The 26258-nt window shown below is 62.2% G+C and carries 14 protein-coding genes; 5 read left to right on the forward strand and 9 right to left on the reverse strand.

All coding sequences use genetic code 11. The annotated features are described in order from the left end of the window. Window positions 1-110: 110 nt before the first annotated feature. Window positions 111-3668, forward strand: a complete 3558-nt coding sequence (locus AXK12_RS04080; protein WP_156468847.1) for an autotransporter-associated beta strand repeat-containing protein — start codon at window positions 111-113, stop codon at window positions 3666-3668. Between the two features lie 322 nt (window positions 3669-3990). Here AXK12_RS04080 and ilvA read toward each other — a convergent pair whose 3' ends face one another. After that, window positions 3991-5499, reverse strand: a complete 1509-nt coding sequence (gene ilvA, locus AXK12_RS04085; RefSeq protein ID WP_068711728.1) for a threonine ammonia-lyase, biosynthetic — start codon at window positions 5497-5499, stop codon at window positions 3991-3993. A 209-nt stretch (window positions 5500-5708) separates the two neighbouring features. Between ilvA and AXK12_RS04090 the strand changes: the two genes are divergently transcribed. Then, window positions 5709-7010 (forward strand): O-acetylhomoserine aminocarboxypropyltransferase/cysteine synthase family protein, encoded by a 1302-nt coding sequence (locus AXK12_RS04090; RefSeq protein WP_068711748.1) that lies wholly within the window; start codon window positions 5709-5711, stop codon window positions 7008-7010. Window positions 7011-7290: 280 nt separating this feature from the next. Continuing rightward, window positions 7291-7737, forward strand: coding sequence for a DUF4399 domain-containing protein (locus AXK12_RS04095; protein WP_068711730.1), 447 nt, complete (start codon window positions 7291-7293; stop codon window positions 7735-7737). 222 nt (window positions 7738-7959) lie between these two features. On the opposite strand, the gene AXK12_RS04100 is transcribed toward AXK12_RS04095, so the two are convergent. From AXK12_RS04100 to AXK12_RS04130, 7 genes are all read right to left on the reverse strand, one after another. After that, the gene (locus AXK12_RS04100; protein ID WP_068711732.1) at window positions 7960-12564 is read right to left on the reverse strand and encodes an SEL1-like repeat protein; all 4605 of its coding nucleotides are present in this window, start codon (window positions 12562-12564) and stop codon (window positions 7960-7962) included. Between the two features lie 31 nt (window positions 12565-12595). After that, a complete protein-coding gene (locus tag AXK12_RS04105) occupies window positions 12596-14083 on the reverse strand; it encodes a hypothetical protein (protein ID WP_231863532.1) in 1488 nt (495 codons plus the stop codon). A 56-nt stretch (window positions 14084-14139) separates the two neighbouring features. Beyond that, window positions 14140-15286, reverse strand: a protein-coding gene (gene prfB / locus AXK12_RS04110; protein WP_156468848.1) for a peptide chain release factor 2 whose coding sequence is annotated in 2 segments (ribosomal slippage) — window positions 14140-15213 and window positions 15215-15286 — 1146 coding nt in all. Because the reading frame shifts where the segments join, the coding sequence is not laid out codon by codon here. 154 nt (window positions 15287-15440) lie between these two features. Further along, window positions 15441-15857, reverse strand: coding sequence for a DUF4870 domain-containing protein (locus AXK12_RS04115; RefSeq protein ID WP_197456989.1), 417 nt, complete (start codon window positions 15855-15857; stop codon window positions 15441-15443). A 185-nt stretch (window positions 15858-16042) separates the two neighbouring features. Then, window positions 16043-16489, reverse strand: coding sequence for a hypothetical protein (locus AXK12_RS08935; protein WP_156468849.1), 447 nt, complete (start codon window positions 16487-16489; stop codon window positions 16043-16045). 526 nt (window positions 16490-17015) lie between these two features. Next, window positions 17016-17951, reverse strand: a complete 936-nt coding sequence (locus tag AXK12_RS04125; RefSeq protein ID WP_068711738.1) for a GDP-L-fucose synthase family protein — start codon at window positions 17949-17951, stop codon at window positions 17016-17018. 46 nt (window positions 17952-17997) lie between these two features. Then, complete coding sequence (locus tag AXK12_RS04130; protein ID WP_068711740.1) at window positions 17998-20799, reverse strand: valine--tRNA ligase; 2802 nt, start codon at window positions 20797-20799, stop codon at window positions 17998-18000. Window positions 20800-20931: 132 nt separating this feature from the next. Between AXK12_RS04130 and glnD the strand changes: the two genes are divergently transcribed. Together glnD and galK are read left to right on the forward strand one after the other, a co-directional pair. Further along, complete coding sequence (gene glnD, locus AXK12_RS04135; protein ID WP_068711742.1) at window positions 20932-23733, forward strand: [protein-PII] uridylyltransferase; 2802 nt, start codon at window positions 20932-20934, stop codon at window positions 23731-23733. Window positions 23734-23831: 98 nt separating this feature from the next. Beyond that, window positions 23832-24983, forward strand: coding sequence for a galactokinase (galK, locus tag AXK12_RS04140; protein WP_068711744.1), 1152 nt, complete (start codon window positions 23832-23834; stop codon window positions 24981-24983). Window positions 24984-25255: 272 nt separating this feature from the next. On the opposite strand, the gene AXK12_RS08950 is transcribed toward galK, so the two are convergent. Next, window positions 25256-26258 (reverse strand): hypothetical protein (locus tag AXK12_RS08950; RefSeq protein WP_231863533.1); only part of this gene is annotated, 1003 nt, incomplete at its 5' end.

The following is a 26258-nucleotide window of genomic DNA, read 5'->3' on the forward strand; positions in this document are numbered from 1 at the left end:
CCCCCCCCCCATCGCGTTGTAAATCAATAACTTACGTAAGTTCGCTCTCCGCGTGCGTCGCCGGACTCGTTTTCGGCGGGCTCGGGCTGAGTTCGGCAATTGCGCAGTTTTTGCTACCGCCACTTCCTTCCACTATAAATGAGTGGAAAGGGCCAAATGGCGGGACTTGGGAGACTCCGGGCAATTGGACGGGCGGCCTCGCCCCCACTGAGGCGGATAACGTGCTCTTCGGCTACGAGCCCGTCGGTGGCGTTGTGCCGTCCCCGACCGATGACTCGATCCGTCAAACTGTTGATGCTGGCAGCGCAAACCGCGAGCTGCGCTCACTTTGGTTTAAGGCCGGGCTATGGTATACGCTGAGCGGCACAGGTGAGTTCTGGGTCGGGAAGGGCGGCCAAGATCCTTATGTGCTCGTGGTTACCCCCGGTGACGCGGGAGAGCAGTCGGAGCACACGATTGAGGGATTCTCCCATTTCATGGTCTCTTGGCAGTTTGCTAAGCAGCAAACCGTGAAGATCGAAAACTACTCGGAGGGCGGGCTCGGGATCTTCACCGATAAGATACGTCTCTACGATCAGATCATACAGATCGGCGGGACGGGAGCGACCCACTTTGCGGGCGTGCTTGGGGGCGCAGATAACGATAACTGGAGCGGGCAGATCAACGTGGGCCTATTTGAGGGAACGGGGGATCAGCCGCAGCCGCACTTTGTCCTATCGGGGGAGAATAAGGATTATCGAGGAGAGCTTCGCGTAAATCACCGCGGCTTCGCCATTATCAAGGCCGACCAAGCACTCGGCGGCGTCCAAGGCGAGAGGACGGTGTATGCCGGCGGCTCGCTCGCGCTGCGCTCCCACGTGGAGACACCTCTCATCTACAACGTGCTGAACGATACTGTTCTGGACATCAAGCCTTACGACGACTACGAGGATACCGTCAGCAACGAGGGAATCGTCCGAAACGAGGGGACTCGGCGCATCGGTGCCCTCTACAACGATGGCGGCGAAAACCACTTCGGCGTGCGGGTCTCCTTTAATGGGGACACGCTTTTCGGCGCGCGCGGCGACCGTAAGGGCGGGCTTTTCCTTACAAACCAAGTCACCGGCACTGCCCAACAAAATCGTGGCGATTTCATCAAAGTCGGCCCCGGGCTAATTGTTTTGGCCAACGGCACCAACAATTGGGCCAACGGTACGACTCTGCGGGCGGGCGTTTTGCGCTTAAGCACCTCTGGCGCATTGCCGACTGCCTCGAATCTCGTTTTCGACGGCGGGGCTTTTGGCGGCATACTCGAACTCGGCTACGGCAACACTTTTAACTACAACCTAGGGACTGGCGGCGGCAACATCCGCTGGGCGGATACAGGCGATGGGGGGTTCTCGGCATTCGGAGGAGCGCGTACCGTGAACATCGGCGGCGGCGCGACGCTCACCTGGGGCAGCACCACCCACTTCGTCGGCGACGGGCAGGCGCTGCTACTCAGCTCACGGTATGCCAACAACGTCATCACTTTTGCCAACGCGATTAACCTAAACGGCGCGCTACGCGAAGTCCGCGTCGAGCGCGGCGAAGACTCCGCCCACGGCGTCCTCTCGGGCGGGCTCAGTGGATTTGGGGGCGGGCTGGTAAAAACCGGCGACGGGCTGCTCCGGCTCACGGGTGCGAATACCTACAGCGGCGCGACGCGAATCGAGGGCGGTGCACTGCGCGGTATAGCCGCCAACAGCGCCTCCAACATCCAACTCGCAGGCGGCGTCCTAGGGCTCGACGCCAACTTCACGCGCGAGCTGGGCACTAGCGGTAACCAAATCCGCTGGCTCGGCTCCGGCGGCTTCGCCGCCTACGGCGCAAACCGCAACGTAACCTTTGTGGGTAATGGGGGTAGTGCGGTATCCCTCACCTGGGGCACGACTGGCGGCTTCATTGGCAGCGACCAAGAGCTGCGCTTCGGCCACCACACCGCAAACGGCACTGTCCTCTGGAACAACGCCCTCGCTCTCGGCAGCGGCGAGCGCACGATTCGCATCGAGGGCAGCCAGCAAATCACCGGCGCCGTTGTTGATTTTCGCCAAGCGATTTCGGGCACGGCGACGCTTAACCTAATCGGCAATGGCCGCATCGACCTCAGCGCCAACAACTCTGCACTAAGCTCCACCATTGCTATTTACGGCGCAGAGCTGCGCCTCCTCGGCGCGGGCAAACTCGGCGCAGCGACCGCCTTCGACATCCGCCACGGCGGCACACTCGTCATCAGGAACACCAATAACACTAGCGACACCAACCGCATCGGCGACACCGCCGCGATCACACTCGCCGCAGGTACAGTCCGGCTCGATAGCGCAAATTTCACCACCGCCATCTCCGAAAGAGTAGGCGAGCTTAGCCTAGAATCGGGAGCCAGCACGATCGAGCTAAACCGGGGCAACACGAGCGTGGAGCTCCACGTCGAAGCGCTCACACGCGACAGCGATTCCCGTGCCACGCTCAACGTTTCCGGCGACCTCAACGACACACTGCGAAGTCTAAAAGTGGAGCAAGACGCCAGCGGCCATGCAGTAGGCGGCATCATCCCGTGGGCGACCAATGACAACGAGTGGATCAAAGTCTCCGGCGGCGCACTGAAAGCCCTCGACAGCTCAGACTACCACACAGGAGGGCAAGCCACGTGGAACGCCGCCCACAACGTAAAGGCGGCAGGAGGGACAAGCCTCTCTGGCAACCGCACAATCAATTCGCTGATTTTCGGCGGTGACCTAAACCTCTCGGGGCGCAGCCTCACGCTCAACTCCGGCGGACTGATGAGCAGTGGCCTTGGCGGCCGCGCAATCACGGGCAACACGGGCACGATTACGACCGGGAGTAGCACTCGCCCGCTCTACATTCACAACAACGGCCAACTTAGCCTCACTGGAGGCGTCACACTCAGCGGCGGGATGGATGTCGTGAAAACGCGCAGCGGTAACCTCTTCTTCGATAACAACACCAGTGTAACGCACCGCATCGGCTCGCTCTACATCCACCAAGGCACGGTGGCGTTACGTGGCCGCGGCAGCCTGCAAGTCGGCGGCAGCGACCCCCGCATCACCATCGGCGACGGCGCAGGCAACGACCGGCTCATCCTCCCCGGTAACCGATGGAACCCGATTACCAGCAGCAACGGATTGCCCTCCATCACCCTACGCGGCACGCCCTACGACCCACGCGGCCCCGAATACGGCGGCGACCAAGCCATCCTCCAACTCGGCGGCAACGGCCCCAACTACGGCGCAGGCACCAAACAACACCTCGCAGAACTCCGCATCGAAGGCAGAGGCACCATCGACTGGCGCGGCGGCGAAGTCGGCCAAGCCAATATCCTCTGGATCGACACCCTCTCCTTCAGCAGCACCACCGACATCCTCTTCATCCGAAACTGGTACGAATACGAAGACCTCTTCCTCGTAAAACGCGTCCATAACGGAGTCCAGTTCGATGACTTGAAGCTCAACCAAATCGTCTTCGAAGGCTACCAAGACTACTTCACCACCTTGAAAGACTACGACGCCGACTACTGGCAAATCACCCCCTGGGGCGCCAAGCCCGCGCCCGAACCCAGCACCTACGGCGCAATCCTAGGCGCAGCCGGCCTCGCCCTCGTCACTTGGCGACGCAAGCGCCGGAAAAACTAAACAGACAGACCTCCACTACGCGTGGAGCGGCGGTCAGTGACCGCTTCCATTTAATTTGGGATTTCGGCATCGCGCTATCGCGCGAAAGCGAAATCCCAAATTTGAAAGCATTCCCCCTGTCGCGTTGCGACAGGGGATTGTCCTTTTCAGATTTTGGTTTCGTTTCTGCGCCTCGCGCAGAGGCGAAACCAAAATCTAAACGGGTGCAGCGACACGCTGCCGCCCCACGCGCAGTGGAAAAAAGAAAGGCACGCCGCCAACAAGCGGCGCGCCTAATAAAACAGTCTGCGGCGGCGGCGCGCCACGCCAGTGGGAAAGTGCTTCAGCGCAGGAAGAGTTTATAGGCGGGGTTTTCGGTTTCGTCCCAGTAGCGGTAGCCTAGTTTTTCCAAAAAGCGGCAGAGTGCGGGCTTGTCCTTTGTGGGGACTTGGAGCCCGGCGAGCACGCGCCCGTAATCCGCGCCGTGATTGCGGTAGTGGAACAGGCTGATATTCCAGTTGGGCGACATAGCGGTAAGGAAGCCCATCAAGGCGCCTGGCCGCTCGGGAAACTCGAAGCGATACAGCACCTCGTCGTGTGCTAGGGGCGAGCGGCCGCCGACCAAGTGGCGGATGTGTGTCTTGGCCATTTCATCGTTGGTGAGGTCGAGTGTGCGAAACCCATGTCGCTCGAAGTAGGCGGCGATTTTTTCGCTCTCGTCGCGTCCGCTCACGCGAATCCCCGCGTAGATGTGGGCCTCGCGCTCGTCGGCGATACGGTAGTTAAACTCGGTGACGCTGCGCTTGCCGACCAGTTTGCAAAACCGCTTAAGGTTCCCCGGCCCCTCGGGAATCGTAACGGCAAAGACCGCCTCGCGGTGCTCGCCGATTTCCGCGCGCTCGGCGACGTAGCGCAAGCGGTCGAAGTTGAGATTCGCCCCGCTGGCGACCGCGACGAGTGTCGCTCCGCGCAGCCGCTCGCGCTCCACATAGGCCTTGGCCCCTGCCACCGCCAGCGCACCGGCGGGCTCCAGCACCGCGCGCGTGTCCTCAAACACATCCTTGGTCGCCGCGCAGATGTCGTCGCTCTCGACCAAAATCACATCGTCCACATAGCGGCGGCACAGTCGAAACGTCTCCTCGCCGATCTGCTTGACCGAAACGCCATCCGCAAAAAGCCCCGCATGCTCTAGCCGCACGCGCCGCCCTGCTTTGAACGAGTGCGCGAGCGCCGCCGAGTCGCTCGGCTCTACGCCGATGATCTTCACCTCGGGGCGCACCCGCTTTAGGCACGCGGCAATCCCCGCGATGAGCCCACCGCCGCCCACCGGCACAAAAACCGCGTCGAGCGGCCCTTGATGCTGGCGCAGTATCTCGAGCCCGACGGTGCCCTGCCCCGCGATTACGTCCGGGTCATCGAAGGGATGCACAAAAGTCAGCCCCTGCCGCTTCTCCAGCGCGCGCGCATGTGCATCGGCCTCGTCAAATGAATCGCCCATTAGCACGACCTCTGCGCCGCGCGTGCGCACCGCCTGCACCTTCACCTGCGGCGTCGTCAGTGGCATCACGATAACCGCGCGGGCTCCCAGCCGCTTGGCCGCCAGCGCAACCCCCTGCGCATGGTTCCCCGCCGAAGCGCAGACTACGCCCCGCGCGAGGGCCTCGGGCGCGAGCTGCGCCATTTTATTATAGGCGCCACGCAGCTTAAACGAAAACACGCTCTGCATATCCTCGCGCTTGAGCAGCAGCGTATTATTGAGCCGCGCGGAGAGATGCGCGGCTTTTTCCAAGGGCGTCTGACGGGCCACATCGTAGACCCGTGCAGTCAGTGTTTTTTGTAAATAATCGATCATCGAATCGCGAACTATACCCCTCCGGAAGGGGGGGGCTATTTCATCGACTCTCAAGAAATCCCTGTCGAACGAAAATGCTCCGACTCCCCGAGTTATTAGTCCGCAGAAAGCGATACACGCCTCCCCTCAGCGATAAGCCGCAGGTGGCAAATAAATCAGCCCGCTACGCCTTGCGCTGCGTGCCGTGCTCCGCCGATAGTCCTGCCCTCATGAACTACCAAGGACTCGGAACCAAGGCACTGCACGCCGGCCAGCAGGCCGACCCCACGACTGGCTCGCGCGCCGTCCCCATCTATCAAACGACTAGCTATGTGTTTCGCGACACCGAGCACGCGGCGAACCTCTTCGGGCTAAAAGAACTGGGCAACATCTACACTCGTATGATGAACCCCACTACAGATGTCCTCGAGCAACGCATCGCCGCGCTCGAAGGTGGCACCGGTGCCCTCGCCCACAGCTCCGGCCAAGCCGCAATCACCGATGCCATCCTCAACATCGCTGGTGCAGGCGACCACATCGTCTCGGTCGCCCAGCTCTACGGCGGCACCTACAACCTCTTTCACTACACGCTCGCGCGGATGGGCATCGAGATCTCCTTCGTCGATGCCGCCGAGCCCGACGCCTTCCGCCGAGCCCTGCGCCCCAATACGAAAGCCTTCTACGCCGAAGGCTTAGGCAACCCTGCGCTCAACATCTTCCCCATGGAGGAAGTCGCCAAAATCGCCCGCGAAGCCGGTGTCCCCCTCATCATCGACAACACGGCACTCTCGCCCTACCTCAACCGCCCCGCCGAGTGGGGCGCCAACGTCGTCATCCACTCCACCACCAAATACCTCGGCGGCCACGGCACCTCCATCGGCGGTGTGGTCGTCGATTGCGGTAATTTCGACTGGGGGCAGAACGACCGCTTCCCCGGCTTCACCGCGCCCGACCCCAGCTACCACGGCCTCGTGTACTGGGACGCCTTTAAAGCCTTCCCGCCCACCGGCGGAACGAACGTCGCCTACATCTTCAAAATGCGCGTGCAACTGCTGCGCGATATCGGTGCGGCCATCTCGCCCTTTAACTCCTTCCTCACGCTCCAAGGCATCGAGACACTCCACCTGCGCATGCCCCGCATCTGCGAAAACGCGCTCAAGACTGCCGAGCTCCTCGCCGCGCACGATAAAGTCGCTTGGGTCAACTACCCCGGCCTCAAAGACAGCCCCAACCACGCTGCGGCCAAAAAGTATCTGAGTGGCGGCTTCGGTGGGCTCCTCGGCTTCGGGCTAAAAGGCGGCTACGAGGCCGGACGTAAATTCATCGAATCGCTAAAACTGTTCTCGCACGTCGCAAACATCGGCGATGCCCGATCGCTGGCGATTCACCCCGCGAGCACGACACACAGTCAGTTGAGCCCCGCCGAGCAGCTCGCCAGCGGCACCCCGCCCGACTACGTGCGCCTCTCGCTAGGCACGGAGGACTTTGCCGACATCCAAAGCGACCTCGAACAGGCCCTCGCGCTGGCGTAAGGGGAAACGCACGACAAATCGCGCCCTGTAGCGCTGGCGTCTGTTCCCGTTTCAAGCGCGGCTCGCGTTTGAACGCGGGAACCGGCCCCAACTCCAAAGCGCAAAACCGCAGCCCCTACTGGCTGCGGTTTTTTTGTGTAATCGATAAAAACACGAGCGCGGCACGTTTCGCTGTGCTGCAGTCGCGGCAAAGGGCGCTTATGACAAAGATGGCGCGCCGAAAAATGGCTAAGGGCCCTTGCACCACGCGGCGCACTGCGTTCCTCTCCGTACCTTCCTTATGAAATCCATCACTCGTTCTTTTCTCTTCGCCTTTGCGCTCGGCTTGCTACCAGTCGGCGCGGCACTCACCGCCACCACGGCGGTCGCCACACCCTCCGCTGAAGGAGCGGAAGTCTACTTTATCTCGCCTAAAGACGGCGACACCGTGCGCGGGCCGGTCGTCGTGCGCTTCGGCCTAAAAGGGATGGGGATTGCGCCCGCGAATATCGAGATGCCCGGCACCGGCCACCACCACTTGATTCTCGACGCGCCCTTGCCCGACCTCAGCAAGACGATCCCGACCGACGACAACCACCTGCACTACGGGCTCGGCCAAACCGAGGTAGAGCTAAGCCTCGCGCCCGGAAAGCACACGCTGCAACTGCTCTTCGGCGACCACCTCCACGTCCCACACAGCCCCGCTGTATTTTCCGAGCAGATCACGATCACCGTGCTGCCGGAATAAGGGAATCGCCGGCTCCGCCTTCTGCTGGCGCACGGGCACAAGCCCGCGCGCTTTTGCCTGCGCCAAAATGCGATAGGCGGGCGGCTTGAGGCAGGCCGCTTGATTTCAGGGGCACCTACAAAAAAGAGGGGCGACCGAGTTCGGTCACCCCGCTTTTTGTGCCGCCCTATTTGGCGAGCGGCCAAGAGGCCGCTCGCCAAAGTAGCGGAGTCTGTGCAAGGCCTAGTTCCCGTAGCGGGTGGTGGTGACGCGCTCTTCGAGGAGTTGCTTTTCGAGCTCGAGGATGCGGCGGCGCAGGGCTTCGGCATCGCTGGGCGAAGCGGCGCTGCTGCCTGTAGCGTAAGCACTGGCTGCGTTGGCGCGCATGTTCGCCATTTCGAGAGCCATCGCGCTTAGGCGGTCGTTTTTCTGGCGGAGCGCGGTGTTTTGCTCGCGCAAGGTCTCGACCATGCGGGCGAGTTGGTCATCGCCGCCAGTGCCGTTTTCGCGGTGGTGCGAGGCGAGCTCAGTCGCGGCTTTGGCGGCGGCGGCGCGCGCCTCGCTGAGTTGGCGGTAAAGGTCGTGCTCGCGCTTCGCGCGGTCGAGCGCGTTGGCGAGCAGCGCTTTTTCCGACTCGAGCTTTTTGACGGTTTCGGGAAGCGGCGCGGCAGCGAGGGCGACCTCTTGCGCGTGGAGGCGTTGGGCGAGGTCGCGGTTTTCGCTTAAGAGGCGGTTACTGTTCGCGCGCAATTCGTCGAGCTGGCGGCGGTGGTCGTTGGCCGAGTTAGCGACTTCGGCGAAGCGCGCTTGGGTTTGCTCATGCTCAAGCTGCATGCGCTTGAGGTTCATTTCGAGAAGGGCCTTTTCGGACTCGATGCGCTTGAGCTCATCAGCCGGAACGCTTGCCGCGAGGTTGAGTTGGGCGAGCTGGACTTGGTTGGAGAGGGCGAGGTTATCGTTTACCAATTGCTGGCGCTCACCGGCGAGTTGCTCGACTTGGCGCGAGAGGGCGCTGAGCTCGCTGTTTGCCTTGTTGGCCTTTTGTTCGGCGATTTGGAGTTGGAGCGCAGACTCGTTCTTCGCGCGGTCGAGCTCGGCTTGGGCCAGGGCTTTCTCGGCCTCTAGCTCCTGGAGCCGGTCGGCGGGGACACTGGCGGCGAGGGTGCTGCGCAGGGTGTGGACCTGGGCGGCGAGCTCGCGATTTTGCGCAGTGAGTTGCTGGGTGCTGGCGAGGAGCTGCTCGACTTGGGAATGCGCCTTGGATGCCTCGGCATCGACTGCGCTGGCGAGGCGAGTCTGGAATTCGCGCGCGGTATTGGCCTGTGTGGACTCGGCCTTGGCGAGGGCACTTTGGAGGCCATCGATGGTTTGCTGCGAGCGCGCGAGCTGGGCGGTGAGTGTCTCGTGCTGGGCTTCGAGTCGTTTGAAGTCGGCGACGGGCACGGTGAGCGCGACGGCTTGTTTGGCCATGTTGACCTGAGTCTCTAGCTCGCGGTTACGCGCGGCGAGTCGCTCACTGTTGGCGGAGAGTTCTTGGACGCGGCGATTAAGCTCGGCGGATTGGTTGGCGGCAGTGGCGAGCTGCGTCTCGGTAGAGGCTCCCGCGCTCTTCAGGCGGTTAAGCTCGGCGGCAAGCGTGGCCTTCTCGGTTTCCAAGCGGCGCAGGTCAGCCGCGGAGGCGGAGCCCGTCGCAACAGCCTGCTTAGCTAGCTTAAGCTGGGTCTCGAGGTCGCGGTTTTGGGCCAGGAGCCGGTCGCTGTTAGCCGAAAGCTCTTGGACGCGGCGGTTAAGCTCGGCGGTCTCGGTGCTAGTGGAGGCGAGTTGAGACTCCGCAGTGCGAAGGCGGCTGACCTCGGCGAGGAGGGCGGACTTTTCGCGCTCAAGGCGTTGAAGCTCCGAGGCGGAGGCGGCGCCGCTGGTCGCGCTTTGCTGGGCTGCCGCGAGGCGGGCTTCGAGGTCGCGGGTCTGGGCGCTGAGCTGCTCGTTAGTCGCGGTGAGTTCCTCGATTTGGCGGTGGTTCTCCGCTTGGGCGAGCATCGCGGAGCTGGAGCGAGCTTGGATCTGGTCGCGCTCTTGCTCGGCGCGGCGAAGCTCGTTGAGGAGGCGAGTCTTTTCGGCTTCGAGCAGCCGGAGTTGCTCGGCTGGGACGCTGGTCGCGAGTGCGCGGGAGCTGCTCTGCTTGGCCTCGTTGAGGCTGCGGTTTTCGGCGAGGAGGCGCGCGTTGGTCGCTTGGAGTTCGTCTAGCTCGCGGCGGTGTTTGGAGGAGGCCGCATCGACGGCGGCCGCCACGGCGAGTTGGAGCTTGGTCTCGGCAGAGGCACCGGTCTCGCGGAGTTCGCGGCGGAGCGAATCAAGCTCGCCGGTGGCGCGAGCGAGCTGGTCGCTGAGGGAGGCGTTTTGCGACTGGAGTTGCTGGGCCTCGCTGGCGGGAACAGCAGAGGCGAGGCGCATGGCGGCGGACTGGCTCTGCTGGCGAAGCTCTTCGATTTGAGTGCTGAGGCGTTGATTGGTGCTGCGCAGCTCGGTGAGTTCGCGGCTGATGCGGTTCTTCTCGTCGGAGGTGGTGGCGACGAGGGACTGGGCTTGGCTGCGCTCGCTTTTGAGGCGGTCGATTTCGGCACGGAGGACGTCTTTCTCGCCCTCTAGGCTGCGGAGTTCGGCAGCGGGAACGGTCGAGGCGAGCGCGAGTTTGGCGGACTGGACTTGGTCGGCGAGGTCGCGGTTTTGCGCGGCGAGTTTTTGCGCGTTGGCATTGAGCTCTTCGATGCGGCGGTTGAGCCGGGCGGTTTCGCCCGAGACGCTGCTGACGCGAGACTCGGCTTGCTCGCGGGCGAGGGTGGCGGCGTGCTTGGCACGTTTAAGCTCCTCGGTGAGCGAGGCGTTAGCCTCTTGGAGGTGCTCGATCTCGTGCGAGGCGGGCGCAGTGCTGAGGGCGAGCGTGGCAGACTGGAGCTTTTGGGAAAGCTCGCGGTTTTCGTCGGCGAGGCGGCGGCTGTCCGCGAGGAGGTCGTCGATGCGGCGGTTGTACTTGGCGGCTTCGCGCTCGACCGCGGCGGCGATTGCTTTGGTGTTGTCCACCTGGGCAACAGAGCCAGCGGCAGGGCGCGCGGCAGACTTTGTCTGACGTTGGAGTGTAGTGAGGGTGCGAGTGGCACTCTCTAGGTCGGCGCGCAGTTCTTTGTTTTCGGCTTCGAGCTTGGCGAGTTCGCGGCTATCCGCGCTGCTGGAAGGCGCAGCCCCTTTTGTTTGGCGTGCCGAGGTCGTCGGCACGTCGCGGCTGCCTTGCTTGGCTTGAGCGACTTGCTGGGTGAGTTGGTTGTTTTCGGCTAGCAGCTTGGCGTTGGCCGCACGAAGTTCGGCGAGGGTCGAAGACGCTTCTTCTTGGCGCGCTCCCGTTGGTCGCGCGTCCTTCGCATTTCCTTGGGCCTTAGCAAGCGCGTCTTTGGCGGCGGTGAGTTCGCGGTAAAGGGTGCTGAGCTGGATGGTGGAACGTTTGACTTCGTCGTTGAGCGCAGCGTTGGCGGCTTCGAGCTCTTTGATTTTGGCGGAAGTCGCGGCAGCAGTATTCACACCGCCCGAGCTGACGACTGGAGCGGTGACGGCGCCCGAGCTAACGCCCGGAGCGGTGACGGCAACGGTCGGGGCGGCAGACGCGTTTATGGGGCGTGAGGTCGGTACTGCGACTGGCGGAGGCGTGCGCCGCCCAGTCGAGCGCGGCTCAGGGATCGGAGCTTGCGCAGCCGCAGTCGCAGACGGGGTCGGGGCGGCAGCACTCGCGGCGACTTGGCCAGAGGGGGCTTGTTGGGCTTCGCGATCGGCGGCGACGCGAGCTGCCGGGCTGCCCGGGCGCGGAAAGCTCGGTTGAGCGGCGGGCTTGGGGCGCACGCCGGAAGAGCGAGGCTCGGGAACCGCCACAGGCTGATTCATCTGATGCGCGGTCGTTGCCCGCGCATCTGGGGCCGCGGCGACTTGGGCAACAGGCGCGGACTCGTTGAGCGAGGCGACTTGGATAGCGGGGGCCTCGCTGGGCACGAGGGCGGGCGTGGGGATGGGCTCGCCGGTGAGTTCGCTCTTGAGTTGGGCGAGGCGGCGAGTCGCCGCGGCGCGTTGTTCGTTATTGAGGTGCTGGGCGACGAGGTCGCGGCCTTGGGTGCGGCCACTTTGCTCGCTGGAAAGGCTGAGCCACGCGTAGGCATCGACGAGATTGGCCGCGAGGCCGCCGCGACCTTCGGCGAGCATGATGCCGTAGTTGTTCTGCGCCGCGCCGTAGCCTTGGCGGGCAGCTCTCTGGTAAAGCTCGGCAGCGCGGGTATCGTTTTTAGCGACGCCGTGACCGTCCTCATACATCATGGCGAGGTTGTAGAGGGCTTCAGGGTAGTCCTGCTCGGCGGCGCGTTCATACCAGCGCTTAGCGGTGCCGAGGTCGGCGCGGACGCCGTGACCTTGCTCGTAAGCGACGGCGAGGTTGAACTGCGCTTCGGGTAGGCCCGCATCGGCCGCACGGCGCAGCCATAGGATCGACTCGAAAGGGTCGGCCGCGACGCCGTGGCCGCTGGCGTACATGTTGCCCAAATTGAATTGCGCGTGCGGGAGGCCGAGGTCGGCCGCGCGGCGGTAGTATTGCGCGGCCTTGGGCAAGTCGGCGCCACCCGCTTGGCCTGTCTCGTAGAGCGAGCCGAGGAGGAAGAGGGCCTCGGGGTCGTCGGCAGCGGCGCGTTCGTGGAGCTCGGCGAGCGTCGCAGCGGCGGGCTGTTGCTGAGCGCGGCCGGGCACGATGAGGAGCACGGTGAGCAACAGGAGGAAGCCTGCGAGGGTGGAGCTAAGGAGGAGTCGGCGACTGGTGGTCATGGCTCTGGGTGTTAAAGAGGCGTGCGTAGGTTCACGCAGTTAGGCGGCAGGGCAAGAGGGCAGCGTCTTGCATGCCGTGGATGATTTTTTTGTCGGGCGGGCAAAAGGTCGCCAGCGCACCGGAAAGGGTCGCTTGGCCACTTTTAACGAAATAGTAGGGGCAAAGCCGGAGGCGGCCTTGTGCATCGGCGCGGAGGTCGCCGTTTGCCTCGTAAACCGGATGCGAGACGCGGCGCGGTTTTTTGTAACGTTGGAGGACGTGAGGGTGCGTCGGGGCGAGGTCGAGCGCACGGTCGAGCGCGGCGGCCCACTCTTCGCGCGAGGAGTCGGCCCCGAGCGTCACACTGCGCGCGCCCCACGCGGTCTCGTGGTAGCCACTGACTTTGAGGATGAGGTCGCGCTCTTTTTGCGAGGCGTTGGCGAGTTCGCGCCAATCGCTGATTGGGCGGCCCGCTGCCAGCGGCCCGTCGAGAACGGCCCCGGGCGGCAGCGGCGCGGGGTCGAGGATCCACGACTCGGGGATGAGCTTGGTTAAAACTTTGTGTGCGCGCTTCGAGAGTGCCTCGCGCCAATAGTCAGCAAGCCGATGGTGGTGAAAGAGCGCGAGGCCGAGCTTCTCTTCTTGGAAACTGCGCATGGGCGGCGCGATCGCGACCTCGCCCGCCGCCCACGCCTCGAAGATATACGGCGCAGTCGGGATGTTCGGCAGGTCGAAGAGTTCAAAGAAGCGGTAGAGTATATCGAGTTTTTCGGGCGTACCGCCGACATCGTAGAAGAGCGCGTTTTCGAGCGGGAAAATTTCGCGCGGCGAGAGGCAAACGACTTGCTTGCCCGCGAGCTGGAGTTGCTCGGCGAGCCACTGCATCTCGGGCCGATAGGTCGCCGACTCGTCGCTGACGACGAGCGCGATGCGCGGGCTCGGTAACTCGGGCCGCAGCGCGGCGAGCGAGTCGTAGAATGCGGAAATCATTTGGTCGCCACTTCCGAGGATTTCGCGGCCGCTGCCGCTCGCGCCCGCATACAGCCGATTTAGAAACGCCGTTAACCCGATACCGCCGGGCACGCTGTCGAGCTCGGTCATGACGAAGCCTTCGTCGGTGAGGAGCAGGTCGGGCCGCAGCACCGTGGGGAAGGCTCCCGCGTTACGCGGGTCGCGGGCGTGCTCGACTAGCTGCGCGGGTTTTCCGCGTTCGAGATAATCGACGACCCAAGGCGCATGCAGGGAGTGGTTGCGCAGCAGGCTTTTTCCGGAGGCGCTGCGCAGGTAGAGTTTTTCGAGTGCGTGGTGAAACTCCAAACACGCCGCGCCGATTTGCTCCAAGTCCGCGACTTGATCAGGCGAGAGCGGCCAAGCTTCGGGCGAGAGCTGCCAGCTCTTGTCTTCAAAGAGCGGCTGCGCGGCGAAGGCCGCTTTGAGTCCAGCAAAGTCTACCGCCGCAGGCTGCTTCATTGGGCGTGCTCCCGTTGGTCGCAGGTCAATGCTACGCGAGGAGTCGGCAATGGATGAATGGGCAGGCATGGAGTGCGGTGACTTAGGAGGAGTTTCGGAAAAAGCGAACGGCAGGGCGCGTTTCTCTACTCGTCCTCCATTTGGATGTCTTTGTTGCGATGACGCGGGCAGCCCGCGCGCAACCATGCGTTAACGAAAGAGTCGAGCTCGCCATCGAGGACGCCCGACACATCGGCAGTGCTCACGCCCGTGCGTAAGTCCTTCACCATTTGGTAAGGCTGCATGACGTAGCTGCGGATCTGGCTGCCCCAGCCAATCTCGCCCTTCTCGCCGTAAAACCGCTCCATCTCGCTGCGCTGCTCGTCGAGTCGCTTTTCGTAGAGGCGGGCTTTTAGGACTTTGAGCGCACTCGCGCGATTTTTGATTTGGGAACGTTCGTTTTGGCAAACGACGACCAGGCCCGTGGGCAAGTGGGTGAGCCGCACCGCCGAGTCGGTCGTGTTGACGCCTTGGCCGCCTTTGCCCGAGGAGCGGTAAACATCGACGCGGATCTCGGACTCGGGGATGTCGATATCGATCGTGTCATCGACTTCGGCGACGACATCGACCGCACAAAACGAGGTATGGCGGCGTTTATTAGAGTCGAAGGGGCTGATGCGCACGAGCCGGTGGACACCGCGCTCGGCCTTCGCGTAGCCGTACGCGTTTTCGCCGCTAAGAATGAGGGTCGCGCGGCTAATGCCGGCCTGGTCGCCCTCCTGCACATCCGTGATTTCGGCGGTGAACCCGCGCTCCTCTGCCCAACGGGTATACATACGAAAAAGCATGGCCGCCCAGTCGTTGGACTCGGTGCCGCCGGCCCCCGCCTGGATGGAGAGGATGGCGTTGTTGCGATCAAATTGGCCGGTGAGAAAGGAGGCGATTTCGAGCCCGTCGAGCTCGGCGAGGAGTGCGGCGGTGGTCTGCTCTAGCTCGCGTTCGTAGCTCTCTTGCTCGGTGCCCTCGCTGCTCTCGGCAAACTCGGCGAGCACGTCGAGGTCATCGACCTTTTTGCGAAAGGCGACCAGTGGGAGAACGGCCCGCTTTAGCCCATTGAGCGCGGCGATGTGCTTCTGGGCACGGTCTTGGTTATCCCAAAAATCGGGGGCGCTCATCTGCGCCTCAGTCGCGGCGATCTCGTGCTGCTTTTGTTCGCAGTCAAAGAAACCTCCATAGGTGGCCTGCGCGGCGTTTGATGTTGGCAATGTGGTCAAAGGTTTCTGGAGCAATCATGTTTGTTGTGCGAAAATATCGGTGACGCTTGGGCAGGACTGCCTAGCAGCAAGGGGAATTTCTTAGCGCACGCTACGCAGCGTGTACGAAAAAGCCGCCCCTTATTCGAAGGAGCGGCTTTTGCTATAGGAAAAGTGGGCTAACGCAGCGCGGCTTAGGCGAAGGAGTTAGCGAACCAGCTTTGGTATTTGCCCCCCACCAGCGGGAGGGGTTTTTGCTGGCCTTGCGCAGCAGAGATGAGGCCAAGGATGAAAAAGACAACAGAGCCCAAGGAAAGTAAGGGGAAGTAGACCATCGCAATCGCCCCAAAGACAATATTCACGAGGGGGATGATGCCCACTATCATGAAGAAGATCGTGGCTCCGAAGAAGAGTACAAAAGCAGTAAGATGAAGCCCGAGCGACTGCCGGAGGTGGTAGGTGCCGAGTTCCGTCTTCTGCCCATTGTGTAGAATCAGTGCGATAATGAAGCCGATTACAGGGATGTAGCTGAGAATGGCTGCTGTGGAGCTCCCTCCCAAGGGAGCACTCGCATTGGCGGTGGTATCAGAGGGAGGCGTTTCGGTGGACATAGGAGTTTTGTTAATGAGGGGATTAGAGAATGCGGTACGAAAGAGGCGGTAGGCTGAGAGGCGAAGCGGCAGCGCGTCAACCGTAGGCTTTGGTAGGAGCCTGTGTGAAATTACGCAGGCTCCGTAGCCGCGTTTCATCTCGCGCGGGGCTCGCCTCAGAGCGAGGCCGGCCCAAACCGCCGGACTCACCTCTCGCGAATTGCCCGCAGCTCGGTCATAAGTGCGTCGAAGCGCGCATCAAGCTTCGCATCAAGCGCATCCATACGGGCATCCTGCCGAGCCGCCAGTGAGTCTATGCGCGCGTTGGTGGCGGAAAACGTAGCTGCGAGAACAGCCAGCAAAGCAAGCACTGCACCGACTCCCCACTTAAGTAAGCGATTCTCTAAACTCCGCATCTCGCCACGTAACTCGCCACGTAACTCGCCCATTTCGCCGCGCAGGTCGCTAATATCCCTACTCGTGGCGAGCGTGGGGACGGTCTCTTCCCAGCGGGCCTCCAAAACGGCGACGCGCTCCTCAACTGGGGCATCACGAGTGCTGCGGTGTGAGCGCACACCACGCCCTTGCTCACGCGCCTTGCGGGCAGCCTGGGCGAGGATCTGGGGGCCGACAGCCGTAGCAGTCTTGGGCATAACACCTAGGAGAGTGGGGAAAAGCAGCGCCCACGCAAACTCTTTCCCGCTCACGGCTCCGCCTCGCGCAGAACTACTGCTGGCTAATACTCTTTTTCTCACTACGCGTGGGGCGGCGGTCAGTGACCGCTTCCATTTAATTTGGGATTTCGTCATCGCGCTATCGCGCGAAAGCGAAATCCCAAATTTGAAAGCATTCCCCCTGTCGCGTTGCGACAGGGCGAGTAGCAAAAGGGAAAGTAGAGTGATAACCCGTTTGGGCGGGGTGGGAAAAATCACTAATAAATCCACGCTCCAATGCTTGGGTTCCTTTTCAGATTTTGGTTTCGTTTCTGCGCGGCGCGCAGAGGCGAAACCAAAATCTAAATGGGTGCAGCGACACGCTGCCGCCCCACGCGTAGTGGAGCTCTGTGACCTCTGACACTGAGCTCGCGGACAGTGGTGGACTGTTCCCATTTTGCGGGCCGCCTGACGGCGTGCACAGGACGACTTTAGTCGCCGAGCCGTCGTCAAGTGCTGGCGGCCCCTAATCACGCAGCGTGCCGTCGGCTTTCTCGGCGAGGTAGCTGGCGTAGGTTTGGCGGAGGCCGTCCTCCAAGCTGGTGCGCGCGCGCCAACCCAGTGCGCTCAGCCGCGAGACATCGAGGAGTTTGCGCGGCGTGCCGTCGGGCTTGGTCGTGTCCCACTTGATTTGGCCTTCATAGCCAACCGTCGCCGCGACGCGCTCGGTAAGTTCGCGAATCGTAACGTCCGTGCCGGTGCCCACGTTTAGCCAGTCGGGCGGGCTATCTTGCGCGAGCAGGAAGGCGCAGGCGTCCGCCAAATCGTCAGCGTGAAGAAATTCGCGGCGCGGGCTACCCGTTCCCCAAGCGCTAACGCTAGGTGCTCCCGCTTCCTTGGCTTCGTGGAAGCGGCGGATGAGTGCGGGGAGGACATGTGAGTTATGCGCGTGGTAGTTATCGCCCGGGCCGTAAAGGTTGGTCGGCATGGCCGAGTGGTAAAGGACGCCGTGCTGCGCGCGATAGTGTTGGCAGAGTTTTAGGCCGGTGATTTTCGCCAGCGCGTAGGCTTCGTTAGTCGGCTCCAGCTCGCTCGTCAGGAGGCAGTCTTCGGGCATCGGCTGCGGCGCGTGCTTCGGATAAATGCAGGAGCTGCCGAGGAAGAGCAGGCGGCGCACACCCGCGCGCCACGCGCCGTGGATGCAGTTCACCGCGATCGCGAGGTTGGTATAAATAAAGTCCGCCGGGTAGGTGGCGTTGGCATGGATGCCGCCGACTTTTCCCGCCGCGATAATCGCCGCGGTGGGGCGCTCGGCCTCGTAAAATGCGTTGACGGCGGCTTGGTCGCAGAGGTCGAGCTGAGCGCGGCTGCGGAGGATGAGCGCAACGCCCGGCTCGCGTGCGAAGCGGCGCACGAGCGCACTGCCGACCATCCCTTGGTGTCCTGCAATGAAGAGCTTCATGAAGTGTGATACGCAGTGTTTCTGAAAAAATCCGCCGTCGCTGCGCTTAGCCGAGCGAGGCGAGTAGGCGCGTGAGTTCGTCGCGTTTGGCGACTTGGTTGGCGAGTTGGCGGCGCGCGCCTTCGACGACAGCAGGCGGGGCTTTCTCGGCAAAGGTCGGGTTCGCCAGGCGCGCCTCAGTCGCGGCGATATGCTTGGCGAGCGTGTCGAGTTCCTTGGTCAGGCGAGCGCGTTCGGCGGCAGGGTCAAAGGACTCGTCGAATTCGAGAGCCAGGGTTCCGAGCGCCGTCACAGCAGACGCAGAACCGCTGATCGACTCACAAAGAGTTATCTCAGCCGCTCCGATTAGTCGGAGAAGTTTCGCGATATTAGGCTCCACGATAGCGGCCTGCTCAGCGTCCACCTTTAGGCGGAAGAAGGTTTTCTTAGGGGAGCTAAGCCCATTCTCAGCTTTGAGCGTGCGGGCCTGGGCAACGAGTGCCTTGAGCTTGGCGACGGTCTCGACGGCTTGCGCATCAATCACGAGTCCGCGCGACTCGGCGGCAGCGCGCAGCTCGGCGGCGCTGGGAATGCGGGTTTCCTCAATAAAGGGCCGCAGGCCGGGTTCTTGGCGGCGGGCTCGCTCGCCCGTCGTCACTGCGGCTTCGCTCGCACTATCGACACCCGCATACCCAAGAAGCTGCCAGAGCTCTTCGGTAATAAAGGGGATAAAGGGATGGAGCAGCAGGAGGAGCTGCCGGAGCACCAAATCTTGTAGCGCGAGACAGCCCTCTTTGCGCGCATCGTCCTGTAGTTTCGCTTTCGATACTTCCACATACCAGTCGCAGAAATCGTTCCAGAAAAACGCATACAGGTGCTGCACCGCCGCGCTAAACTCGAAGTGGGCAAAGCATTTCTCGACCTCGGCGCTGGTCTCAATGAGGCGCGCGAAAATCGCGTGGTCATCGGCGTCGAAGTGCGCGGGCGCGAGTCGCGCAAGGATCGCCTCTAGCGAGGCGTTACTGCCTCGGGCGGACTGGCCGCTCATTTGCCGAAACCGGCAGGCATTCCAGAGCTTATTGCAGAAGTTTTTTCCGCCCTCGATTCGGTCCTCTTGGAAGCGGATGTCTTGGCCCTGGGGCGCGATGGAGAGGATGCCGAAACGCAAGCCGTCCGCCCCATATTTGGCGATGAGGTCGAGCGGGTCAGGTGAGTTACCGAGCGACTTCGACATTTTGCGCCCTTGGGCGTCGCGAATGATGCCGGTGAAGTAGACGTTGCGAAACGGGATCCGGCGCGCGAGCGGCTCGCCGGGGCGCGTAAATTCGAGCCCCGCCATAATCATCCGCGCCACCCAGAAAAAGATGATGTCGGGGCCCGTGACGAGCGTCTCGGTCGGGTAAAACGCGTCGAAGCCCGCGCGCTGCATGGCGGCTTCGTCAGGCCAACCGAGCGTCGCGAAGGGCCAAGCCCACGAGGAGGCCCAAGTGTCGAGGACGTCGGATTCTTGCACCCAGTTTTCCGGGTCGGGCGGGCCGTCTAACGAGACGTGGAGCTTTTGCGGGTCGCGCAGGTCGGCCTCGCTGAGGCTCTCGATGTCGAGCCCTTTGCGATACCAAACGGGGATGCGGTGGCCCCACCAGAGCTGGCGGCTGATGCACCAGTCGTGCAGGTTGTCGAGCCAGTGCAGGTAAACCTTGGCCCAGCGGGCTGGGTAAAACTTGATGAGCCCGTCGCGCACGGCGGCTTTCGCCTCCTCGACGCGCGGGTAGCGCAGCCACCATTGCCAAGTAAGGCGCGGCTCGATCGGCACGTCAGCGCGCTCGGAATAGCCGACGTTGTTCTCGTAGGGCTCGGCCTTCACGAGGGCACCGCTGGCGGCGAGAAGTTCGGCGGCTTTTTTGCGGGCGACGAAGCGGTCGAGGCCGGCGAGCTCGGGGCTCACGAGCGCGTTGACCGTGCCATCGGCTTCGAGGACGTCGATTTGCGCCAGGCCGTGCCGCTGGCCGATCTCGAAGTCTACCTTATCGTGAGCGGGAGTGATTTTGAGCGCACCGGAGCCGAAGTCTTTATCCACAGCGGAGTCCGCGATGATGGGAATCTCGGCAGGCGGGCCGAGCGGACGGCGGACCGTTTGGCCGAGCAGCGCGGTGTAGCGCGGATCGTCCGGGTGCACGGCGATGGCGACGTCGCCCGCGATGGTCTCGGGGCGCGTCGTTTGCACGGTGATGAATTCGCCGGGGCGCGCGATGAGTTCGTAGCGCACATGATACATGAAGCCCTTGCTCGGCTTCATGATAACCTCCTCGTCGGAAAGCGCGGTCTTCGACACCGGACACCAATTGACCATCCGGCGGCCACGGTAGATGTGGCCTTTGCGAAACAGCTCGACGAAGAGCGTGAGAACGCTGCGCGAGTAGTCGGCGTCCATCGTGAACTGCGTGCGCGCCCAATCGCAGGACGCGCCGAGGCGGCGCAGTTGCTCTAGGATGATGCCGCCCTTTTCCTCGCGCCAGTCCCAGACCTTGGAAATGAAGGCGTCGCGGCCTAGGTCGTGGCGCGTCTGACCTTGAGCGCGGAGTTGACGCTCGACGACCGTCTGCGTGGCGATGCCCGCGTGGTCGGTGCCCGGGAGCCAGAGCGCGGACTTGCCTTCAAGGCGAGCGCGGCGGATGAGCACGTCTTGGAGCGTGTTGTTGAGCACGTGGCCCATCGTGAGCACGCCGGTGACGTTAGGCGGCGGGATGACGATCGAGAAGGCAGGCTTGCCGGCTTCGGCGCGGCCCTCGAAGGCTCCGGCAGCCGACCAAGCGGCGTACCACTTTTGCTCAATCTCACGCGCCTCGTAGCTCTTGGAAATCTCGGACATAGGGAAAAAGGCGGCGAGCCAACCGCGCCCCCCCAGCTCTGGCAAGTGGTATCCCCACCCACACTCGCGCCGCCGCCCGCAAATCCCCTCGCGCCAAGACTGGCACCTCACAAGTCTGCTCGCAAAACGCCCATGCCCGCCGAAGCCCGCCCGACCTCCTCCCCCGCACTTAAGTTTGCCCTGCCGGACTCAATCGATGGCGCGGCACGCATCGCCCTGTGCAAAGCATTTTTGGCCGAGCGGGGCAACGCCCTCCGCGCGCGGCACGCCGCCGGAGGCGGTGGACGCCAGATCGCACGCGCACGCGCTGACACGATCGACGCGGTCTTGCGCGCCCTCATGCTCCACGCCGTCACAGGTTATCCGCACGGTGCCCTACCCGCTCCGATGTCGCTCCTCGCACTCGGCGGTTACGGACGGCGCGAGCTTTGCCCACTGAGCGACATCGACATCCTCTTTCTTTACCCAAGCGACACACCCGCCGAAGCGATTAAACCGCTACAGGAGCACTTGATCGCGGAAGTCCTCTACCCGCTCTGGGACTGCGGGCTAAAGGTCGGCCACTACACCCGAACAATCGACGAAGTCTTCGCCGAAGCGCGCGGCGACATCCGCACTAAGACCTCGCTGCTCGAAGCGCGCTACCTGTCGGGCTCGCGACCGCTCGCCGCTCACTTTGCGGAGGACTACCGTCGCTATTTCACGACCGAGGCCCCGCTCGACTACATCACCCAACGACTCACCGACCAAGCCGAGCGCCGCGCCAAAGCAGGCGACACCGTATTCCTCCAAGAGCCCGATATCAAAAACGGCGTAGGCGGGCTGCGCGATTACCAGAACACGCTATGGATGGCGCGGGTAAAGCTGGGCATCTCCGAAATGGCCGAACTCGTGGGGCTCGGCTATTTGCGCGGCGAGGATGCCGCCGCCTTCGAGCGCGCCTACGACTTCCTGCTGCGCGTGCGCAACGGGCTACACTTTATGCTCACGCACCCGAGCGACTTGATGGACCTCGCCATACAGCCGCCGCTCGCCACCTCGCTCGGCTACCCGCAGGAAAACGACCTAGAGCGCGTCGAGATCTTCATGCGCGACTACTACCAACGCGCACGCACGATTCTGCGGCTCTCCACCCTCGTCGAAGAGCGGCTCGCACTCACCCTCAATACAGGGACAGCCCAAGCCCCAAAAAATAAAAAAGGCCGCACGGCCCCGCTCGATGGATTCGTCCCACGCGGCGACAAACTCGCGGCACAGAGCCCGGACATCTTTGAAACCGACCCCGTGCGGCTCATCCGCGTTTTCCGGCATTGCCAATCGCTCGGCTGTCAGCCCGACCTCGCACTCGCCGAGCTCATCCGCGCACGACTCCCACTCATCGGCGAAGCACGCCTGCGCGAAAACCGCGATGCCTGTGAAAGTTTTCGAGCGATCTTGAGCGAAGTGGGCGATGTGTACCCCACGCTCGACCTCATGCACGAGCTCGGCGTCCTAGGCGCCTTTATCCCCGAGTTTGGGAAGCTCACCTGCCTCGTCCAACACGAGCTCTACCACCGCTACACAGTCGATGTGCACACGCTGCGCACCATCCGCGAGCTCGACCAGCTCTTCGCGACCACCGCCGAGCCCGCCGCCCTCAAGTATCGCCAAGCGCTTCACGAAACCGCCGCGCCTCAGCTCCTCTACCTCATCCTGCTCCTGCACGACATCGGCAAAGGCGAAGGCGTACGCGGGCACGATGAAGCAGGCGTACGCATTTCCGAGCCCATCCTACGCCGACTCGGTATTTCCGAAAGCAAAACCCAAATCGCCCTCTACATCATCAAACACCACCTGCTGATGGGCCGGTTTTGCCAGACGCGCGACCTCGACGATCCGCAGACTGCCGCCGCCCTCGCCGAGCAAGTCGGCGACCCCGAGCAACTCCGCTACCTGTACGTGCACACGTTTTGCGATGCGCGCGGCGTCGGCGACGCCCTCTGGAACAGTTACAAAGACCAACTCCACACCACGCTCTACCGCCGCACCATGGAGCACATGCGGCTCGGCGACCACGAGATCCAGGCCCGCTACCTCGCCCGCCGCGCCGCCGCCCAAGCCGACATCCTCGCCCGCCAGCTCCCAGACATCCGCGAGGACGAAGTCACCGCGCACTTCGACCGGCTCCAACGTCGCTACGCCATTTACACCGAGCCCGACGAGATCGCCCTACACCTGCAAATGGTGCACCGGCTCCTGCACACACTCGTCACCGACGCCGCCCCACAAGCCGCGCTGCGCCCCATCATCGAATGGCAAAACGACCTCAACCGCTCGCACACCATCGTGCATGTCGTCACCTGGGACCGCGCCGGACTCTTCTATAAACTCGCTGGCGCACTCAGCGCGGCGGGCCTCTCCATCCTAAACGCCAAGGTACACTCGCGCAGCGACCACATCGCCATCGACAGCTTCACCGTCGTCGAGCCCGGGCGCGGCCTCGTGCAAGCCCCGAAAAAACGCACCACCTTTGAGCGAGCCCTGCGCGACGCACTCCTCGAAGGCCGCGACCTGTACCCACAAATCGTCGCCGAAGCCCAAAAGCACATCAGCCCCTACCTGCTCAACCGCGACTCCGGCCCGCACACCGCCTTCCCGCCGAAAGTCGAGATTTACCACGAAGAAGCAACAGGCCGCACCGTCGTCGAAATCCAAGCCTGTGACCAAATCGGGCTCCTCTACCGGCTCGCCAAGACAATTGGCGAACACGGCTACACAATCACTTGGGCGCGGATCGCCACCGAGCGCGGCATCGCCGTCGATGCCTTCTACATCGAGCAAACTGAAAGCGACGCCGTGCGCCTGGCCGCACTGCGCAGCGCCCTCTTCACAATCATCTCTCCAAACGAAACGGCGCCCGATGCCGCAGACTCCGCGACTGCGGCCACCAAGTAAGTCTTCGCCACTAAGTAAGTCTCCGAGTTGGAGAGATTAGCATTTTGCCGTAATACTCACGCCACTACGACTCTTACCGCCCTCCCCTTCCCCGACTTATGCGCGCTCAACTCCTCGCCCGCTTTCAAGCCACCTTTGGCCGTGCCCCGACACTAATCGCCCGCGCCCCAGGTCGCATCGAGTTCATCGGAAACCACACCGACTACAACGGCGGCACCGTCCTCGGCGCAGCCATCGACCGCAGCCTCTGGGTCGGCCTCGCCCCGCGCGACGATGCCCGCCGCCGATTCGGCGCGGACTACAGCGGCCATGACTTAGTCGAGCTGCCTGCGCACCCACTTGCGCCCCAACACGGAAAAGCCTCATGGGTAAATTACCCGCTCGGCATCCTCGCCGCATTTCCTGATTTCGGACTGTGCGCCCCGGCAGGCTTCGACCTTTACGTAGTCTCCAACCTGCCCAGCGGCGCAGGGCTCTCCAGCAGCGCGGCACTGGAGCTCGCCTCGGCGCTCGTCTTTGCCGCAGCGACCAATCAGCAAATCGCGCGCGAGCAACTCGTCGCCATCGGCCGCCACGCCGAAAATCACTTCGTGGGCGTCCCCTGCGGCATCCTCGACCAAGGCGTGTGCGCGTTCGGACAAAAGGACCACCTCGTGTTCATCGACTGTCGAGGCCCGCAGTTTTCCACTGTGCCGCTGCTGCCCGACACGCGATTCTGGATTTTTAATACGCACACCAAACACGCCCTTGTGGACGGACTCTATGCAGAGCGAAATCGAGAGTGCATGCAGGCCGCGCAACGCCTCGGCGTGAGCCAGCTCGCCGCACTCACGCCCGAAGCATTCGCTTCGCATCCTGAGAAAAATGCGCTCCCGCCCGCTGTGGCTCGCCGCGCACAGCATGTCGTCGAAGAAATCGCCCGCGTCGGGGCAGTCCACCGAGCCCTGCATGCGGGCGATTTGCACAACACCGGCGCGCTGCTAACCGCCTCACACCGCAGCTCCCAGCACCTTTTTGAAAACAGCACTCCCGAACTCGACTTCCTAGTCGATACACTCACCCCCACACCCGGTGTTTATGGAGCACGACTCACTGGCGGCGGATTCGGCGGCGCAGTAATGGCACTGACCCACACGCAATTTTCCCAAGCGCACGCCGAACAAATCGCCCGTGCCTACTCCAAAAAATTTGGCGGCGAAGTCCAAATCCTCGAGACCCGCACCGCAGACGGCGCAAACCTTGTAGCCTAGGATCTGTCCCCGTTTTTTTCCACTGCGCGTGGTGCGGCAGCGTGTCGCTGCACCCATTTAGATTTTGGTTTCGCCTCTGCGCGACGCGCAGAAACGAAACCAAAATCTGAAAAGGAGCCCAAACTTGGCGGCGGGAGTTTACTGGTGATTTCCCCCACCTCGCCCAAACGGGTTATCACTCTACTTTCCCCTCCCTGTCGCAACGCGACAGGGGGAATGCTTTCAAATTTGGGATTTCGCTTTCGCGCGATAGCGCGATAAGAAATCCCAAATTAAATGGAAGCGGTCACTGACCGCCGCCGATAGCAGACAAGCCCGAGTACGCCTAACATTAAGCCGGCTCCGTAAGTCGCGGGCTCAGGGGCACCGTTAATCATCCAATATTCGTCGCTATAATCCTCTAGGTGGATCTTACTAGGATCATAGCCCTTAAACTTAATTTTATTTAGTGCATCCTCAAGATTGCGACTCGTCTTCCGAACAAGGAAAAAGTGAGTGCCTTCTACCCAGCCTTGGACGTCTAGCTCAGCCCCCTTATCAATTGATAAGTCGTCCAAATAAAGGAAACGCTTATCCGAGAAGCCCAGTTTAAACAGGAGAACAGACGTCCCCTCGACCACAAGCTTGTGAAAGGACTCCTCCTTTATAATATTTGCATCGGCAAATTGGAAAGTGGAGTCTCGCAATCGCACGGTTGAATTACGCTCAATCTGTCTAGTACCCCACGTAGTCAGCTTCGCATGATCATTAATAAAAATATCTCCCCCAATCGCAATCGCCCCATTACTCTTGTTTAGCGAAAGCACATTATACCGCCCCGACACTTCGACAGGCCCAGTAAAGGTATTACTCTTATTTCCACCCAATAGGGCAACCACCCAATTTCTATGCTCAGCCCCTCTTATCCGCAGACCTACCTTATTTGCCCCATTATCAGAAATAACGGAATCAATCCGTACATGATCAACCACACCTCGGTTTGACCGAAGCCAGATATCCAAGAAATTTTCACTAGAAGTAAGAAATCCAGTTCCTAAAATATACGACTCAGGATTCGATGCATAAACGGTTATCCCACCCGCACCAATAGTGAGCCTATAGGGGCTGTTTACAACCACACCCCCACCGTGATAAATAGTCAGGCTATGTAAATTCCGATTGGCGCTAAGGGTGTGCCATGAGTTTATACTCACATCAGAATCATCCGTCCAAGAATGATCACTTTCACCCCACTCTATTACATTACTATAACTTATGCCTGGGGGGGGGGGGGGG

The sequence above is a fragment of the Cephaloticoccus capnophilus genome (assembly GCF_001580045.1).
GTDB lineage: Bacteria > Verrucomicrobiota > Verrucomicrobiia > Opitutales > Opitutaceae > Cephaloticoccus > Cephaloticoccus capnophilus.

What these genes read in the sequence shown, in the direction of transcription:
- ilvA (WP_068711728.1), bottom strand. Translation starts at nt 5,499, where the DNA reads ATGATCGATTATTTACAAAAAACACTGACTGCACGGGTCTACGATGTG.
- AXK12_RS04090 (WP_068711748.1), top strand. Translation starts at nt 5,709, where the DNA reads ATGAACTACCAAGGACTCGGAACCAAGGCACTGCACGCCGGCCAGCAG.
- AXK12_RS04095 (WP_068711730.1), top strand. Translation starts at nt 7,291, where the DNA reads ATGAAATCCATCACTCGTTCTTTTCTCTTCGCCTTTGCGCTCGGCTTG.
- AXK12_RS04100 (WP_068711732.1), bottom strand. Translation starts at nt 12,564, where the DNA reads ATGACCACCAGTCGCCGACTCCTCCTTAGCTCCACCCTCGCAGGCTTC.
- AXK12_RS04105 (WP_231863532.1), bottom strand. Translation starts at nt 14,083, where the DNA reads ATGCCTGCCCATTCATCCATTGCCGACTCCTCGCGTAGCATTGACCTG.
- AXK12_RS04115 (WP_197456989.1), bottom strand. Translation starts at nt 15,857, where the DNA reads ATGTCCACCGAAACGCCTCCCTCTGATACCACCGCCAATGCGAGTGCT.
- AXK12_RS08935 (WP_156468849.1), bottom strand. Translation starts at nt 16,489, where the DNA reads ATGCCCAAGACTGCTACGGCTGTCGGCCCCCAGATCCTCGCCCAGGCT.
- AXK12_RS04125 (WP_068711738.1), bottom strand. Translation starts at nt 17,951, where the DNA reads ATGAAGCTCTTCATTGCAGGACACCAAGGGATGGTCGGCAGTGCGCTC.
- AXK12_RS04130 (WP_068711740.1), bottom strand. Translation starts at nt 20,799, where the DNA reads ATGTCCGAGATTTCCAAGAGCTACGAGGCGCGTGAGATTGAGCAAAAG.
- glnD (WP_068711742.1), top strand. Translation starts at nt 20,932, where the DNA reads ATGCCCGCCGAAGCCCGCCCGACCTCCTCCCCCGCACTTAAGTTTGCC.
- galK (WP_068711744.1), top strand. Translation starts at nt 23,832, where the DNA reads ATGCGCGCTCAACTCCTCGCCCGCTTTCAAGCCACCTTTGGCCGTGCC.